11 protein-coding genes and 1 pseudogene are annotated in these 16,658 nt (G+C 59.5%); 1 reads left to right on the top strand and 11 read right to left on the bottom strand.

Annotated features, from left to right (window positions below):
* Positions 1-16: 16 nt before the first annotated feature.
* The 6 genes from AC3WWH_RS18885 to AC3WWH_RS18860 form a co-directional block, all read right to left on the bottom strand.
* Complete coding sequence (locus tag AC3WWH_RS18885; RefSeq protein WP_058321981.1) at positions 17-1,201, bottom strand: gluzincin family metallopeptidase; 1,185 nt, start codon at positions 1,199-1,201, stop codon at positions 17-19.
* A gap of 35 nt (positions 1,202-1,236) precedes the next feature.
* On the bottom strand, positions 1,237-2,004 hold the full coding sequence (locus tag AC3WWH_RS18880) for a TfuA-like protein (protein ID WP_058321980.1): 768 nt from the start codon (positions 2,002-2,004) through the stop codon (positions 1,237-1,239).
* Positions 2,005-2,012: 8 nt separating this feature from the next.
* Entirely contained in the window at positions 2,013-3,191 is a 1,179-nt protein-coding gene (locus AC3WWH_RS18875; RefSeq protein WP_082640765.1) for a YcaO-like family protein, read from the bottom strand.
* A 43-nt stretch (positions 3,192-3,234) separates the two neighbouring features.
* The gene (locus tag AC3WWH_RS18870) at positions 3,235-6,303 is read right to left on the bottom strand and encodes an ATP-binding protein (protein WP_058321979.1); all 3,069 of its coding nucleotides are present in this window, start codon (positions 6,301-6,303) and stop codon (positions 3,235-3,237) included.
* A gap of 329 nt (positions 6,304-6,632) precedes the next feature.
* On the bottom strand, positions 6,633-6,923 hold the full coding sequence (locus AC3WWH_RS18865; RefSeq protein WP_058321978.1) for a type II toxin-antitoxin system RelE/ParE family toxin: 291 nt from the start codon (positions 6,921-6,923) through the stop codon (positions 6,633-6,635).
* Positions 6,911-7,189, bottom strand: coding sequence for a CopG family ribbon-helix-helix protein (locus AC3WWH_RS18860; RefSeq protein WP_058321977.1), 279 nt, complete (start codon positions 7,187-7,189; stop codon positions 6,911-6,913). Before AC3WWH_RS18860 ends, AC3WWH_RS18865 begins: the two co-directional genes overlap by 13 nt.
* Positions 7,190-7,644: 455 nt before the next feature.
* Between AC3WWH_RS18860 and AC3WWH_RS18855 the strand changes: the two are divergent.
* Positions 7,645-7,908, top strand: a pseudogene (locus tag AC3WWH_RS18855) (PIN domain-containing protein); the annotation flags it as partial.
* 17 nt (positions 7,909-7,925) lie between these two features.
* On the opposite strand, the gene AC3WWH_RS18850 reads toward AC3WWH_RS18855, so the two are convergent.
* The 5 genes from AC3WWH_RS18850 to AC3WWH_RS18830 all read right to left on the bottom strand — a co-directional run bounded on the left by AC3WWH_RS18850 (position 7,926) and on the right by AC3WWH_RS18830 (position 16,246).
* Complete coding sequence (locus tag AC3WWH_RS18850) at positions 7,926-10,160, bottom strand: tetratricopeptide repeat protein (protein WP_197417304.1); 2,235 nt, start codon at positions 10,158-10,160, stop codon at positions 7,926-7,928.
* A gap of 207 nt (positions 10,161-10,367) precedes the next feature.
* Entirely contained in the window at positions 10,368-11,132 is a 765-nt protein-coding gene (locus AC3WWH_RS18845) for a hypothetical protein (protein ID WP_110879437.1), read from the bottom strand.
* Positions 11,133-11,247: 115 nt separating this feature from the next.
* A complete protein-coding gene (locus AC3WWH_RS18840) occupies positions 11,248-12,279 on the bottom strand; it encodes an HAD family hydrolase (RefSeq protein ID WP_058321975.1) in 1,032 nt (343 codons plus the stop codon).
* Positions 12,280-12,441: 162 nt separating this feature from the next.
* Positions 12,442-14,154 (bottom strand): arylsulfatase, encoded by a 1,713-nt coding sequence (locus tag AC3WWH_RS18835; RefSeq protein ID WP_280938323.1) that lies wholly within the window; start codon positions 14,152-14,154, stop codon positions 12,442-12,444.
* Positions 14,155-14,560: 406 nt separating this feature from the next.
* Positions 14,561-16,246 carry an arylsulfatase gene (locus AC3WWH_RS18830; protein WP_058321974.1) on the bottom strand — a complete coding sequence of 562 codons (1,686 nt, stop codon included), beginning with the start codon at positions 16,244-16,246 and terminating at the stop codon, positions 14,561-14,563.
* Between the last annotated feature and the right edge of the window lie 412 nt (positions 16,247-16,658).

Genomic DNA, 16,658 nt, shown 5'->3' with positions numbered 1-16,658 from the left:
TTTTTCCTCCCTTGACTTACCTTGAAGCGATGATTTCGCGCCAAGCGAAATTCTCTTCGAGCAATTCGGCGGCGGGCCCGTCCGCCGAGGCGACGATGGCCTCTGCCGCCTGCTCAAGGCGCAGTGTGTTCAGATCGAGTGTGCTCAATGACGTCGCGAGTGCCGCACCCACCGCGTCTCGCGCGGCGGTCAATGCCAGCTTGAAATATAATGGCTTGGTGCCGAAGGCCTCCGCCGTCGCCTGCCGAAAAGTATCAAATTCGTCCCGCGCCAGTTCCCGGATATCGACATCCAGAAGCCGCCTGTCGGCGCAACCGTTCGCGACCAGATCGCGATGATAAAGTGCAACGATGCTGTCAAAGATGGCGCCAACGAACGGCAGCGCGCGGTCGTGCACCTCGCGGGTAGTTGCGGACATTCGCCGGAAATTGGTGGCCAAGCGAATCTGCGTTTCGGGGCTCGTCTCCGCAAAGCGGTTCAGTTCGTTGTAGAGCAGCAGATTGCCTCTCGTTCGCCGCAAAAGCCGGTCAATCGCGGAATCAAAGTGCAAGAACGAGATCAGTGAAACACAGTCCGAAAATGCTTCGGAGAACGAAAAGAAGTCGCCATCAGGCGATGTCACAGTCGGTACACCCGTCTCCGAGAGCATGATCAGATGTCCGACCTCGTGCGCGATCGTGTCGAAATTCAACGCGTAAGGTCTCAGGATGCCGTCGACGTCGGACCAACCCAGTTCCAGAAAACCGTAGCCCGCTTGAGCATTGTCCCAATCAACAAATGGAACGATTTCTAGCCTTGGAAAGGTCTGATCGAAGAACCAGTGGACCCGCCGCCCCAAATAGCTCTGCCAAATGTCGAGAACGAAACGCACGCAGGCGTAGGCGTGAACAGCAAGAAATGGCCGGGAGGTTGGATCGATGTTGTCGAAGTGACGATCCGGACCCGGCCTCACCGGCGCGCGCTTCGCCCCGCCGAATGGCGGCAAGCTCGCGAGGCCATAGGGCTGCTTGTCATAGAGCGGATCCGCGACATACATGGAGAGGTCACTGGGGCCCTCGCCTAATTCGTCGCGTGATATCGATAGCCACACACGATCGGGCTGTTCGTATCCGGGAATGAAGGGGGGCTGCGGATAAATCCAAAACCGCGTGCCGACACGCGCATTTCCAGAGTCGAGGGCATCGTCCCGAAGCAGACGCATCGCACAATTGCCCCCCTCGATTGAAAAATCTGGGATTAAGGATTCAATTTATAAGTGGTTGCTAATGTTGAGTCAATGCCGCCCGCCTCAAGATCCCGGACAAAGGTGTTCGTTGCAACCCACGCACAGCTCACAGGCCCCGTATTTTCCTGCATCACGAGGGACCGCGCGTTTCGCAGCGCAAGCAGAGCGTCCCGTTTTTTTTGCCCCACCATCTCCTTCTGCAATTGCTTGAGCCCCTCCTCCTGCCATCCTGCATCCCGTAAAATCGCTTCGAACCGGCGCTCTCGAAAGTTCATGTTTCGCGCAGTTGTTGTGAGCAAGTCGCGATCGGCTGCCGTTATGAAATCCCGGCGTGTCAGGCTGGCGAACGTCCGCTGGAGATCGACCAAGGCGTCTGTCAAAGGAAGAAAGCCAAGCTCCGGCGGCCCCGAAAGAACGGCGACCGCATCATCGGGAGCAAGCCGCCAGCGCCGATACCACCTGTAGATCAGGCCGACACCGATCATGCCGAATTCACTGAGTTCCGCCGCCCTGAGCGCGCCCATGCTTGCCGCGCCGATCACGACGATCCCCTGTGCCATTGCCCAGAGGATTTCCTTGTGTCGGACAGCCGGCCTGTCCTCGAATTGCCCGTCGATCAGGACCATCGCCCGCGGGCGGAATGCGTGGGCGGCAAGCAGAATGTCGCCTTGCGCGGCGGGCTGCAGGTAGATGCCGTCGAGAACCGGCTCCGCCTCGGCCAGCCGAAGCGTCGGACCAAGAAACACCAGGATCGGACCTTTCTCGCTCGCATCGACCATGTGAACACTCACCGCACGATCAAAAAGGGACTGGCTCCGGGAAGGATGGTTCTCACGCACTGAACGCCTGTTTCGACGTCCGTTCCCACCGGCACGGCCAATATGGGCCCCATGCCGGCGGATAGGACCCTGTCGATGAGCGCGCCGAGATCCGAAACGCCGGGTGCTTCGATTGCCGGACGCGGCAACCCGGACGTGTCCATAAGAATAAGCTGGCGGGCCTTGGCGACGATCGCGTCGGTGCTACGTCTGTAATGCTCCCGGGTTTGATCGTCGCGGGCGCCCGATATCGCCCCGGCCCGCGCTGACAGCGCTTCGAGCATCGCGCTCTCCGCTGCCGCGGCGATGCTCGGTCCTGCCGCGTAGCCCTCGGTCGGAAGAGCAAGGATCGGTTCGCCGGGGCCTGTCTCGATCGTCTGGCACCAGACCACTGGGACATCTGCCGGCGAAGGGGCTAGCCAAAGGCTGAAGGATATATGGTGCTCGCCCGCAACGGACAGTATCTGATCAACTCCGTCACCCAGCCCCAACGGGGATATGCGCATTCGATCAAAGAAGCCGTGGGTGGCGAAGGCGCGCGCGATAGCGTCGCGCTCGATACATTCGAACAATCCATGCGCAAATGCACCGAAGACGGTCATATGACAGGCGAGACCCGTGGTCGTGCGCATGAACAGGCCATCATGAGCGGGCGGCGGGTCCGTGTAGCAGGTGTGAACAAGTTCCAGGGGGACCGATTGTGGGAAACCAGCCGTGATGTCGACGCCGGTGATCCAGGGTATCGTCCGTGCCCGCCAGTTCCCCTGGCGATCAGGTGCCAGAAGGTTTTCAAACAGGCCGTCGGCGATCTTGAGTTGATCCGCCGTGGTGGAAAATACCCGCTCCGAGGGAATGGCTTCGGCGTAAAACCGCTCAAGCGATTCCATGATCGCCCCCACCGCCGCTCCCGCCATGGAAAGGCCGCGCCCGAGCGACGTGACTTCAGAAAGAGCGGCGGGTCGAACGGCTTGAGCCACCGGCAGGCCGATCCGGTCAAGTCCGGTGAGATCGCCAAGCCGGGTTATGCCCGTACGGCGGCAGAGCGGTAAAATCGCGCGCAAGCATTGCTCGGCCTCTTCGAGGTCCGCGGGGGGAGAAAGCGGCTTGCTAAGGCCGGCAAGTATGGCGTCGCGAAAACGCGCAAGCATCCCCCCAAGGTTTGACGGATCGTCGGTTTTCTGCCTCGTTCGTTCAATGTTGACCGGCAACGCCAAGCTCCTGCATTGAATGTCTCGCCCGTCGCAGAAGTGCCTTTGCTCCTTGACGTTCGGCGATATCTACGGCTGAGCGCAGGTCGAGGATGATGGGATCCTTGGTGGTGTTGCCCCGCGCCTGAAGAACGGCGCGGCGACGGTAGAGCTCCGCGAGCCAATAGGCATGACCGGTTTCCTTCGCCTTTTCGATCGCGTCATTCGTGACCTCGAGCGCTGACTCATAGTTGCCAGCTTGCCCGAGCAGCGTGGCGTGCATGTAGAGATAAATCGGGAGATCTGCGACGACACCGAGGCTTCTCAAGAGCGACAGCCCTTCGCGAAACATCGCATGTCCGCTCGTGAGGCTTTCCCCATGCGCTAGAGCCCATCCAGCAAACAGCAGCGACAGGCCGGACAGCGACTGCATTTCATGCGATCTCGCGAAGTCTGCCATTCTCTTGGAAATTTCGGTGAGACGCCCATAGTCGTCCCGATAGAACGCAGACACCGCTTCCGTATCAAGCGAATGCGCCTTGCTGGGCGCGTGTGATATCCGGTCAACGAACGCGACCATCTTCGAAAGAGCCGAATCCGATGCTTTCGATTGTCCTGTCAGCCACAGCGAAAGGGCCAGTTGCCCTAGACCGCACACCTTGGCGTCATGGCCGCCAAATAACGTTCGGTTGGTTTTCGCCGATTGCTCGTCATAAAGCGCCAGTCCGGCCTTAATCGCATCCTGGGCCTCTCGATGGTGGCCAAGGTTAAAAGCAATGGCCCAGATGCAATGGTTAACCTGGAGCTTGATCTCCGGATCTTCCGTCCCAGCCTGCATGGCCCGCACCTGCAGAGCGCGTTCGCGCATAACGCGAAAGTCTGTTCCCGTGAGCCACCACCCCCAATAGATCGGAAACCATCTGGATTGCTCTTCCATCGGTTGCCGGCGGGCGATGGCTACGCCATCCTCATATAACTTGCGAGCCGGAGGTGAGTTCAGTCCGACAAGACCGGTCAAAACTGGGCCGAGCGAAATCAGCGCGGATAGCTGCAGTGTTTCGATCGCATGTCCCGCGCCGAACCGGTCGCAAATCTCCACGGCGTGCTCCAGGTAGTTGCGCGCCTCTACCATCGCCGATCGGCTCGAGCTTTCCTTCCCTGCCGCAGTGTACAATTCGATTGCGTTTTCGATGAAGCCCGCTCGTTCCGCATGTTCGGCGAGCGTTCCGGTGTCCATCCAAGCGGCCATTTGGCGGTTTTGACTGACAGCAATGAACAGCCGCCGATGCAATGCCTGCCGCTGCCTGCGCAAGAGCCCATTGTAGATCGTTTCCTGAATCAAAACGTGCCGGAAGCCGTAGGCGATATGCCCTCGCGTCCTGATCCGCATCAGGAACCCTGAATCACTCAGGGTATCGGCGGCCTTGACCAAAGACTTTTTGCCCAGCCCTGGCAGCAGTTCGCGAAGCAACGATAGCGTGAACCGGCTGCCCGCAACTGCTCCCGCTCGCGCCACGTCTCTGGCCGTGCCCAGGTGGTTGAGGCGTGCGTCCAGTATTTCCTCGAATGCCGACACATGGCTGGGTTTGACGTTTTCCGACAGGCTCATAGTGTCTGCAGCAACGTTCTCCGAGACCCATTGGCAGATCTGCTCGATGAAGAGTGGGACGCCGCCGGATATCCTCTCGATAACATCATAGAGCTCAGGAAGCATGCCCTGCCTCTGCTCCGGCCATCTTGCCTCTATCGCCCGTCGTGTTTCGTCACGATCAAGCGGGAGCAGCGTCAGCCGCGTGGGGTTGGCCGCGTCCAGCCAATCCGACGCAAACCCGAGACGTGAGGTCGCGACGAGGAAAATCGGAAGTTGGTGTGCAACCCGAGCGGCCTCCGCCAGCAAATCCCGGGAGGTTGGATCGATCCAGTGGATGTCTTCGACAGCCAGGACGATCGGGCCGTTCGCGCACAACGCCGCGAGTGCGCGAAACACGGCGCGATGAGCCTTTTCCCGGATGGCTTTTGGGTCGTTGTCGGCGAGCCGTTGATTTCGTCCCAGCGCACCCAGCAAATACGCGAATGTTTCAATCGTTTCTGCGTCGCGAATGCCGTTTCGTTCAAAGGGATTTGCTACAGCGGAGGCGGACAGGCCCAGTTGATCGTCTTGTCCCGACGTTGCGCCCATAAGACTGTTCAACAGGGGATGCAGCGTCGAGCGATGCCCGCCTGGCAGGCACTGAAAGAAGTACAGCCCTGATCGCCGGTCGCGTGTTATCTTGCGGACTTCCCGCAGAAGCCGCGATTTTCCGATGCCTGCATCTCCTTCGAGCAGGAGGATTTCGCCACCTTGCGCGGTGACCTTTTCCCAACAGGCGGCGATCGTTTTCAACTCGCTTTCGCGGCCAATGAAGGGGCCGCCAAGGCTCCCAAAAGCGTAGAACCTGTCGACATCAATCTTGTGACCGAGTGCGCGCCATACCTTCTCGGGCACAGTGAAGCCCTTGAGCGTCCTGGCGCCTTCGAACACGAAAGCATGCGACCTACCGGCCAGGTCGCGCGTGTCCTCCGAAACGAAAACGCTGTCTGGGTCGGCAATCTCTTCCAGACGGGTGGCTATGGCCAGTGCAGCACCCGTAACCGGTTCCCCCTTCTCCTCCTGCGTCTCTTGAATGAGCGCAACGGATGTCGCGATCCCGACTCGAACGTGCAAGTCGTCGCGCCCGGCTTCTCGGGCAACGCCCGCGCAGCCCTCGACGATCGCGAGACCCGCGCGAATGGCGAGCGAAGCCGCATCCTTCGCACCCAACTCGATCGGAAAGAGCGCCACGCCGCCATCTCCAGCCTCAAGCTGCATGACGCCGGAATGAGAGACTATCGCGTGTTTCGCTGCATTCTGAAACGCAACGATCAGTTCCTGATAGTCTTCTATGTCGAGCAGGTGGAGAAGTCTCGTCGACCCGACGAGATCATAGCAGATGGCGGTGACGATCCGCCGCTCACCTCCATATTCGGAGAGGCGTCCCTTGCGTCCCGAAGGTTTCGTCGGTTGTCGTGGGTTGTTGACCCGACTTTCGAGCATCCGCCACCCCCACCGCTCGCATGTATGATGGATTAGGAATATATAGCATAAGCGAGCGGCGTTCGCGTAGGAGCAGCAATTCTATCGGGCCGCCGCATGCCCCCAAAGCTGTATTCGTCGAGCGCCTTGCCTGGCTTAACGCTTGAGGTTCCAGCCATCGCTGACCTTTGGTTTGCGGAAGGATGCAGTATAACCCGTGTGCATCCGCTGGTGATCGGCCCATTCAATAAGTGAAACCTCCGCCTAAACCGGCGAAGCCCGTTTCAGTCCAGCATTGAGGACAGTCACATAGGACGAGCAATCGCTCAAAGACGACACCGGCGGCACTCTCAGAAGCCAGCTTCTTTCTGATGGCGCACGACGAGGATTGTCAAAATGTCCCCATCAATACGGTAGCGCGTGATGTATCCGCTATCTCCAAAATCAATGAGCCACTCTCGATATTGATCAGGCAGATCATCAATGAGGCGCCCCATTTTAGGATGTGCGCCAAGGGCTTGCACACCCTTCAGAATGGCTTCACCGGCTCGCTTGGCTGCCAATGGGCTTTTGGCCTGCAAGAATTTGCGAAGGCGTTCAAGATCACGAACAGCTGCCGGCGAGAAGACTATTTGTGGCATTCAGGTGCGGCGCTCTCGTCGTCCGTTTCCCACGTGGATAGCCATTTTTCGACCTCGTCCTCAGTGGCATGTAGGCCGGTCGCTTGATACTCCTCCCACGCGCTGAGCGTGGCGTGTCGCAATGCCTCTCGCTTCTCTTCTCGCTCCACGTATTGTGCAATCGCTTCACGCATGATCCAGTGAGAAGACCGGCGGCGGATTTCGGCCAAGTGTTGAACGCGGCCCTTGAGCTCATCATCGAGCTTGAGCGAGGTCGGGGATGCCATGGCAACCCTCCTTAGTTAAAGGTAATACCAGGCGCTAAATATAAGCGCTGTCGTTTCGCTTGTCTATGATCCAGCTGAGACTTGCACGCCCCGCGACTAACAATTCCCTTGCTCTTGACCAGGTTTGAACCGCGTACTTATGCGATCGTTGAAGCACACTTCCTGTACAGCGAGGATAGTGCGCACAGGACATCGTAGACGTGCCTAAGCCGCAATCGGCGTTTCATGCAGATGCCGCCACCGGAGCGAGCCATCCGCTGAAGCTTCCAAAACGACGGTCGAGCGTCTTGCTGTTTCAACCCCGCCCGCATCCGCGTGCGTCGCAATGGCGTTCCTCTCCTGTCACCTCGGCTGGATGCGCCGCCAGTGACGCTCGAAATCGTTAATGTCTTGCATTATGCATTGCCGTTAACGTATTGTTGTACAACACTATTTATATTACCTCAATTGATTAAAGCCATGTAACCCATGACGATGCGCACGAATGGTTCGCAGCGATTGGCCAGCTCGCCTAGGCGACCTGCCCAATGACCGAATGGCGTCATCCGGATTGTGGGCACCCCAAACATCCCAATTCTCCCGGTTCCCCGTACCTCGTAATGGAGATGATGGGAAAACTGCGGTCGCTCCCCGGCCACAATTTTTGGCCTGACGACGTGAGCCCTGTTGGGTCCGGTGATACTGGTCCCACAAAAATTCTGACTGCTGGACAGGTCACTTCGCCCGAGAGTCGCGCTTACCTGCCATGTTGAACTGCATCCTGTAATTGCCTGACGAGTACTGCGGTCCGTGGGTCATTTGGCTGGAGTCGGGCGAGCGCCTCCGCAAACTCAAGCGTCTCGGCATAGCGGCCGAGTTTGAGTCCAAGCTGAATGGCAGTGCCGAGCAGATCGGCGTCAGTCCTACTCCCCGGAACGGTCGGATCGAATAGTTCGAAAGCGTCATCCGTGCGGCCCACCGCATCCAGCGCGATTGCTGCCGTCGTCCTATATCGGGAGTTGGCAGGGGCCAGGCGCACGGCCGCCTCCAGTTCCCGGATCGCGTCCGGCATCGCCTTTTGGCGAACGAGCGATAAGCCATGTCCGTAGCGAAGGTCTGCCATATCCGGGTTGGCGGCGACCGCCTCAGCGTAGGCCTGTTCGGATTTCTCGTTGTCACCGCTGGCGCGATAGAGCTCGGCGAGATTGATGCGTACGCCGGAAAGCGTCGGATCAAGAGCAATCGCCCGGCGGAACGCCTTTTCTGCGTCGTCCGTGCGCCTCTGTTCGAACAGGAAGGATCCGTAGGTGCTCTGGGCCTCGGCGACGTCCGCGTTGGCCTGGACATAGGTGCGCAAATCGTCGACGGCCGCGTCGAAGGCTCGGCGTTGGTCGCCGAGAAGGTCCAGTGACGGGGTGCTGCCAAGAGCCCTGGCAGCGGCCACCCGGACTGCTCGGGTTTCGTCGCCAAGAAGAACGCCGATCGCGGCCAATCGAAGTTCAGGCGGCAGGCTGGCAGCCGCTTCTGCTGCCCCTAGCCGGACGAGCGGATCGGAATCTTTCGCTGCAACTTCGACGTCTGCGGCCGTGGCTCCTCCGACGAGCCTCGTCATTTCGGCAATCGCACTGCCCCTGACGATGCCTGGTTGTTCACGGTCGGCCAAAAACCTACGCAGATCATCGATCGCTGCACGATCGTCCTGCGCCGCTGCCGCGAATGCGTGCGTGATCGTCGGTCGATTGCGCCAGTTCGTGCCGTACCATTTGTCCATGGTCTCCGCTGACCATGCGTTTGTCCTGCCTTCATGACACGAGGTGCAGGCATTCGGGACAGCGTAGGCTTCGGAAAGGTCTGGGCGCGGGATCACGAACGAGTGGTCGCGTCGCGGATCCGCCTTCATGTAGGTGCGCTGGGGCATGTGACAGTTGGCGCATTGCGCGCCGGGCGACCCCGTCGGGTGATGGGTATGTGCCGTCGTGTCGAACACTCCGCTGGGATCGTACTTTTCAAAACGCTCCGGTGCCGTTTCAGTGTGGCATTGCGTGCATAGGGCGTTGCCGACGGCCTTGACCGTACTTTCATGTGGCTTGTGGCAATCAAAGCAGGTGACGCCCGCTCTCGCCATCTTGCTCTGCTGGAAGGAGCCGTACTCGAACACCTCGTCGAGAATCTGTCCGTCCGGAAAATAGAGGTCCCGTCGGAGCAGCGCCGGCGAAAAATGGTCGAGGAAGGCGTTTCCGGGTCGATAGCCATCGACAAGCTTGGTCCGCCGAGCGTGACAGGCAAAACAAGTGCCTGCATCGACCTTCGACAAGCCCAGACCGGGCGCCGCCGTCGGGGCATCTTTGGATTTGGTCTTGGCCCACTCGACATGCTTCGCACCGCCGCCGTGACAGGACTGGCAGCCGATGCTGGTCGCGACATAGGACGACTTGTATTCGTTCGTCTCCGGCTGAAAATTGACCTGAGGGTTGGTGGAATGGCAGTCGATGCAGGTGCGGTTCCAGCGGTAGAAAGGCCCTGTCCAATGATAGGTGGATGCTGGCCGCGCCGATTTGCCTTCGCCGAGCCAGAACCACGCCTGCTTGTCTGTGTCCCAGGCGACGTCGAAAGCCTGCAATCGCCCGTGGCCGAGATCGATCAGATATTGCTGCAGGGGTTCGTAGGCGAAAGTGTATTTAACCTCGAAGTCCGCTTGCCGACCGTCCGGTCCTTCCGTGCGGACGAAGAAGCGACCGTCGCGGCGGAAGAACTCTGCCGCAATGCCATCGCGCTCGAACCGGGTGTTGTTGAAATCGGCGCGCACTGTCTTGTCGTCGGCAAGGGCCATCGCCTTGGCATGGTGCGACTTGGCGAATGCGGCCGCCTCATCGGCATGGCAGGACGTACATGTCTTCTCGGCCACGAACCCGTCATGAATCGCGATCAGCGGATCGGCGGCGGCAGGCGGAGCCGTCTCGGCGGCAACGGTCTGTGCGGCGAACGCAAGCATGGCGCCAAATAATAGGGCTGCCCGAATAAATGCCGCTGAGAAAACAAACCCCGTCAATCGAACGCTCCGTATCGTTCTGGAACAAAGGTCTCCCTGCACCCGGCAGCGTGACCAAAGCATCGGGCAGAAACGAAACCAAGAGAGGCCCAATCAGCCGAATTTACTATTGGGAGGTTGCGCTCGTGCTGATTAGACCAACCAACCAGCTTAGTAGCAAGGCGGGTACGGATAGTAGCCGCATTGCGGCGGGTAGTAGTACGGATTGGCTGCTGCAGCGCCGACGGCGGCACCAGCCACCACCCCCGCGGCAACCGGAGCGCCGCGATACCAAGCCCCGTGATAGACGGGCGCGTGCCAATAGGCACCTCCGACATGGGCGAAACTGGCGTCCCCGACACGCGCATAGCTTCCATGAAACCCGCCGGCACCAAAGTCCCCACCGCGGAAGCCACCTCCGCCAAAACCACCGGCGAAATGATCGATGAAAACCGCAGCGGGTCCGGCCGCACCACTCAGACTTCCTTCCAGAACGGCAATATCGAATGTGAGCGTAGTACCTTCCAGTTTTGGCGATTTCAGAGTGACCACGACGTCACTGACGTCCGAGCCGCCACCTCCCAGCACCGACACCGTTGCGTTTGGAGGGTCGACAGCGAAGTTGTCCTTGCCCTCATCCCACTGCATGATGAACTGTTCGGTGGTTACATGTCCGGCGGCCCGCACCGGTCGGTCGGCAAAGACAATCGAATTTGCCGACACACCAGTCAGAACCAATTTGTCACCATCGATCTTGGCGCCATCCGAGTTGATGACTGCAAGTGACGGCACCGGACCGGTGGGCGCGACCGTTCCGATCGCCTTGCCCAGCGGCACATGCTGCTTCTTCGTGGAATCCTGGGCGAGTGCAGCAGTTGCTGCCAGTGCCAGGCCTCCAACAACGGCTATCAAGCCGGCGACATGATTGATTTTCATCGTGGATGTCCTTCGAGTTTGGGATAAGCGGCAGGGCCGCCTGTCCTGATGGCCTCACGAACGTGGATGGACATTGACTGCACAAGAGTGTCGCACACGATGCACGCAACGCAGTCTACTTCTTCGGAAAGATCTCTTTCCAATCTGCCTTCATGTCGACCACGGTCCATTTGTTTATCGCCGCTGCATCGAGCGCCTCGTCGAGGCGGCCGAATTCCGTGTCGCGATCGTAGGCGTATTCGCGTTCGGCATCGGTGTGATGAATGAGCATGGCGAAACGGACGCTCCCACCCGTCATTGTCGTCCATTGCAGCATTTCCAGGTCGCCGTCGGAATTGCCGAAGGCGGCGATCGGGCGGCGGCCGATATGCTCGTTGATGCCGACCGGCTTGCCGCTCTTGTCATCGATGAAGTTGACCTGCGGCAGGCGAAACAGGGTCGGCATCCCGTCACGCATCTCGAACTGGGTTTTGATCGACGAGCCTACGACCTGCTCGGGCGGGACGCCATAGACCTGTTCCGACCACGGCCGCATGAACTCGATGCCGCCGCCGGATACGATGAAGGTCTTGAAGCCGTTGGCGCGCAGATAGGCCAGCAGTTCAAGCATCGGCTGGTAGACGAGCTCGATGTAGGGACGCTTGAAGTGCGGATCGCGTGCGGTGGCAAGCCAATCGGCAACGACCTTCTGGAACTCGTCGCTGGTCATTCCGCTATGGGTTGTCATGATGAGCTCGATGAGGCCCTTTTCGCCGGATGCGGCAAGGGTCTTCATGTCGCCTTCGAGTACTGCCTTGAACGGCTGCGTGTCCTTCCATTCCGGATGGGACGGAGCCTCGGCCTTCACACGGTCGAGCGCGAAGGCGAGCTGGGTATACATCGGATGCTCGACCCATAGCGTGCCGTCATTGTCGAAGACGGCGATGCGCTCAGGCTCCGGGACGAAGTCGGGCGTGTTCTCCGTCGTCACCTTCTCGACAAAGGCGACGATGGCCGCCTTCGGGGCGGTATCGTTCCACGACGGCAGCGGATCGGTCTGGGCCTGTGAAGGATCGCCGGAGCAGGCGACAGCGATCGGAACCAAGATTGCCGCGAGCGTTACGAACAGTCGACGACGGCCGAGCTCGAAATGATGGAACACTCCCATGTCGTGTCTCCTGTTGTTGGCCGAGCAGTTGCCGCGGTAACGGCAAACGCCTTGGGGGTCGTTCCGCTACTTTCCCGTGAAAAATACCGAGCGATCCGCAGCGCGTCCGGTTGGCAGGCGGCCCTCCTGGGCCGGCTGCCATGTCGTACGCCCATTGGCGCGTCAGTCGTGACCAGTCTTCATTTCCCGGACCTTCTGCATGACCTGCTCCAGATTGTAGCTTGCCGGGTCCTGCATCGGTGGGAATTCGATGTAGCTCTCAAGGTGCCTCAGCCACAACTGCTGCCCGATGGGCAGCATGTTCCAGTCATAGACATAGGCCGTCGACGGAGAGGCGATGGCGCCGCCCATGCCGAACAGTGTCTTGATCTGCTGGCCGACCGAAGTTTCGAACGGATCACGCTTGATGTTGACGACCTGCGTCCAGGAATAGGGCTGCACGCCGGAGATAAAGCCAGCCGGGTCGTCCGACACCATCGCGAAGTACATCTTCCAGTTCTTGTATCGCACTGCCGACGGCTCCTTGCCGGAGTAGTACAAGAAGTGGTCGCGCGCGGATTTTTCCGACTTGCCTTCCAGGTAGTCGCGCTGGTTGACCCCGTCGAGCGTGGTCTTGGCGATGCCAGGATACTCGCCCTTCTCGATCCGCGCCTTCAGCTCGTTGCCCTTGGGGCCGCCGGCAATGTCGACCAAGGTGGGCAGCCAGTCGAGAGCGGCGAACATCTCGTTCTTCACCGTTCTGGGCTCGATATGCCCGGGCCAGCGTACAACCAGCGGCGCGCGCATGCCGCCTTCCCAGGTGGACAGCTTGCCGCCCTTGAAGGGGGTGGTGCCGCCGTCGGGGAAGGTGATCGTCTCGGCGCCGTTATCGGTGGTGAAGACGATGATGGTATTGTCGAGCTCGCCCATCTCCTCGAGCTTTTTCAGCACGTAGCCAATGTTGTCGTCCATCTGCTTCATGCCGGCTTCGTTGACACCCCAGTCCTTGCCGCCAGGCTCGCCGACCATGGCCAGGTACTTGTCCGGGAGCACGGTCGTGATGTGCATACGGGCCGGGTTGTACCAGACAAAGAACGGCTTCTTCGTCTTCTCGGGATCGTTGCGGTCGAGGAAGTCGATAACCTTGGCCGAGATCTCCTCGTCCACGGTCTTCGATCGCTCCAGCGTCAGCGGGCCCTGATCCTTGCAGCTTTGGTTCGCTGCAGTCCCGTCGGAGGATGTGCACGCGAGCATCGGACGCGGTGGCGTCAGGCAAGTCGTCGTCTTGGGATCAACGGCCGCGGGATCCTCCGCAAGTCCTGGGATCGGCGTGTTCTTGCAAGGCGGCGCGAGTGTCTGCTCTGTCGGTGTCTTGTTGATATCAGGGAAGCTTACTCCCTGCATGGCGTCGAGATGGTACAGATACCCCCAGAACTCCTGGAAGCCGTGCGCGGTCGGCAGGGATTCGGTGTGATCTCCGAGATGGTTCTTGCCGAACTCGCCAGTGTTGTAGCCGAGATCGAATAGGAACTTGGCGAGTGAAGGCGTGCCGGTCCGCAAGTAGGACGGGCTTCCGGGAATTTCCGGTAGGACCATGCCGACGCGCACCGGTTGCATGCCGGTGAGGAAGGCAGTGCGACCGGCAGTGCAGCTCTGCTCGGCATAGTACGTCATGAACTTTGCACCCTCATTGCCGATGCGGTCAATGTTGGGTGTTTCACCCACCGCAATGCCTTGATGATAGATGCTCGGCTGCATCCAGCCGATGTCGTCGCCCATGATGAACAGGATATTGGGCTTTCTCGTCTCCTGAGCCTGCGCCGGGGCGATCGCGCCCCAGAGAAAGGCCACAGTCGTCAACGCACCGAGACTGTAACTAAGGGTTTTGCGGCTCATTTTCAGCTCCTCCGGTGAATACGCATTTCCCGTTCGCGAGATGATCCGTTACGGTGGCTTTCACCCGGACGCATGAGAGGGCAATCCATCGAAATTCGGCGACCGCGTGTAAAACCTTGCATTGACGGATGCGCCGGAAGCACGCCGGAGCATTCGCGTCTGCTGCCCGTTGAAATTGGAATTACGCCCAGTTCAAGTAATCGCTACATATGCGAACGCCACCCATCGTATCGGAGCCTAGTGAGGATTGCGCCTCAGCGATATTGTCCTTTGGGGCAGCGCGCATGAACGGCTGCGTGTCCGTCCATTCCGGATGGGAAGCTCGTCCCTTGAGACATGCGGAGGACTGTGCCTTGGAACCAGACGGGCGGCCCTGGAGAGCCGCCCGTCGTGTTGAGCCTGCCTTCTAGTTACCTGGCTTGTTCTTAATTGCGGCGTCGATCTGCTTCTTGACTGCATCAAGATTGAACGAAGCCGGGTCTTGCATCGGCGGATAGTCAATCGCCGTGAGCGCCAGTTTCGTGACCTCCTGTTGGACGCTGACGAACCGCCAGAACTCGCGAGCGAAGAAGTCATTCATATAGCCCCCGCCGAGGTCATTGAGGCTTTGGCCGCCGATCGAGGGCGTCCGCTCGAATGGGTCCTGGCGGATATTCACCATAGTGGGCATGTCAGTGGTTACCTTCGGCCCAGGCCAGCCCTGCGGCTGTTGGAAGAACTGGAACTTGAAGTTGTCGATGCGAACCGCCCCCAGAGAAGGGCCACCGAAGTAGAAAAACTCATGACGCGCGGACGGTCCGTTGCCCTGCAGCAGGGCCAACTGGTTGTAGCCGTCGAGGTGGTTCTTATAGGTCCGGTCACCCAGTTCCTTCCCTTTCAGAAGCTCGTCGGTGATGTTGGCGTTGCCGGCTGCCGCCAGGAGCGTGGGGAACCAATCCAGAGCGGAGAAGATGCCGTTCTCGACAGTGCCCGGCTTGACTTTGCCCGGCCAGCGGATGATTGCCGGTGCGCGAAAGCCGCCTTCCATCACCGTACCCTTGGTGCCCTTGAACGGGGTCATACCACCATCGGGCCAGGTGAAGACTTCGGCACCATTGTCAGTTGTGAAGATGACGATGGTGTTGTCCGTCTCGCCCGCATCCTCCACACACTTCATGATGGCGCCGACGCTGTCATCCAGTTGCGCCATGCCGGCTTCTTCGAGGCCGTAATTGCTGTCGCTGTTCATGAGCGCCTGATACTTTGGCGACAGAAACGTCCAGACGTGCATACGTGTCGTGTTGTGCCAGACAAAGAACGGTTTGCCGCCCGTCTTGGCCTTGTCCATGAAGTCGCACGAGGCCTTGACCAGCACTTCGTCGAACGTCCCCATGTCGTACTTTGCCTTGGGCGTGATGTCATGCATGTTCGCGACGTTGGTCATGTCGGCGAATGGCGCCAGGGGTCCCTCGTCGACGATCCGCTGCTTGCCGATCTTGCCCCAACGCGGCTGTTCGGTCGTGTCGTCCGTATCCATCGCAAAGCTGTGCACCAAATTGCGCGGGCCGACTTTGTCGCGGTACGACTGGTCATTCGGGAACGAATACCAGTAGGGATCCGACATCGCGTCGAGGTGATACAGGTACCCGAAGAACTCATCGAAGCCGTGCAGCGTTGGTAGGAACTTGTTCAAATCGCCGAGATGGTTTTTACCGAATTGACCGGTGGCGTAGCCCTCGGTCTTGAGGGCGGCGGCAATGGTTGCGGCCTTGTCCGGCATGCCGACGTCTGCGCCCGCTTGTCCGACCGTCGTCAAGCCAGTGCGCAACGGGATTTCACCTGTGATGAAGCTTGCTCGGCCGGCCGTGCAGCTCGCTTCCGCGTAGTAGTCGGTAAACAGCATGCCCTCGGAGGCAAGCTTGTCGAGGTTCGGCGTCTTCCCGGACATGATGCCCCGGTGATAGGCGCCAATGTTGAACCAGCCAACATCATCGCCCATGATGACGACAATGTTGGGTTTTTGCTGATCTTGCGCGGCTGCCGGCATAATTGCTGCTGTCGCAACAAAAGTGGAAGCCAGCAGACCAAACCAGATGTTTTTCATCTTGTTCATGGTCTCGATTCCCTCCCTGGCTGCCCGAAATGGGCCGGCAGCCTGCGCCCCATATGGCAACGCCTCATGCCGCATCTTCCAGTTATCGCAGGCGGGTCGATTGTTATCGTCGACACAGCGGAGCAGTTTCCTCGAAGGGATTTCTCAGCGTGCGTGTCCGACACTTCTCCTCAACGCACCAAGACCATAATTTATGGTTGTGCGACTCATTGCCGGCCCCCCCGTCGAACGTGTGATGACGCACTCTGCCAGCCGGAAGATAGCTGACGGTGGCCTGACCACATGCCGACCTTGCATTGATGGATGCGCCGAAGCACGCCGCGCGTCTGTTGTCGTCGAAACTGGAACTACGCCGAGTTCACACAATTGCTACTTACGCGAAAGCCACTCATCGCATCTCAGCCTAGTCACG

It is taken from the genome of Ensifer sp. EB106-03-01-XG145 (assembly GCF_058792075.1).
This window is presented reverse-complemented; position numbering and strand designations above follow the sequence as displayed.

Coding starts and splice junctions, on each gene's coding strand:
- AC3WWH_RS18885 (WP_058321981.1), bottom strand. CDS start 1,201: ATGCGTCTGCTTCGGGACGATGCCCTCGACTCTGGAAATGCGCGTGTC.
- AC3WWH_RS18880 (WP_058321980.1), bottom strand. CDS start 2,004: ATGGTCGATGCGAGCGAGAAAGGTCCGATCCTGGTGTTTCTTGGTCCG.
- AC3WWH_RS18875 (WP_082640765.1), bottom strand. CDS start 3,191: ATGCTTGCGCGTTTTCGCGACGCCATACTTGCCGGCCTTAGCAAGCCG.
- AC3WWH_RS18870 (WP_058321979.1), bottom strand. CDS start 6,303: ATGCTCGAAAGTCGGGTCAACAACCCACGACAACCGACGAAACCTTCG.
- AC3WWH_RS18865 (WP_058321978.1), bottom strand. CDS start 6,923: ATGCCACAAATAGTCTTCTCGCCGGCAGCTGTTCGTGATCTTGAACGC.
- AC3WWH_RS18860 (WP_058321977.1), bottom strand. CDS start 7,189: ATGGCATCCCCGACCTCGCTCAAGCTCGATGATGAGCTCAAGGGCCGC.
- AC3WWH_RS18850 (WP_197417304.1), bottom strand. CDS start 10,160: ATGCTTGCGTTCGCCGCACAGACCGTTGCCGCCGAGACGGCTCCGCCT.
- AC3WWH_RS18845 (WP_110879437.1), bottom strand. CDS start 11,132: ATGAAAATCAATCATGTCGCCGGCTTGATAGCCGTTGTTGGAGGCCTG.
- AC3WWH_RS18840 (WP_058321975.1), bottom strand. CDS start 12,279: ATGGGAGTGTTCCATCATTTCGAGCTCGGCCGTCGTCGACTGTTCGTA.
- AC3WWH_RS18835 (WP_280938323.1), bottom strand. CDS start 14,154: ATGAGCCGCAAAACCCTTAGTTACAGTCTCGGTGCGTTGACGACTGTG.
- AC3WWH_RS18830 (WP_058321974.1), bottom strand. CDS start 16,246: ATGAACAAGATGAAAAACATCTGGTTTGGTCTGCTGGCTTCCACTTTT.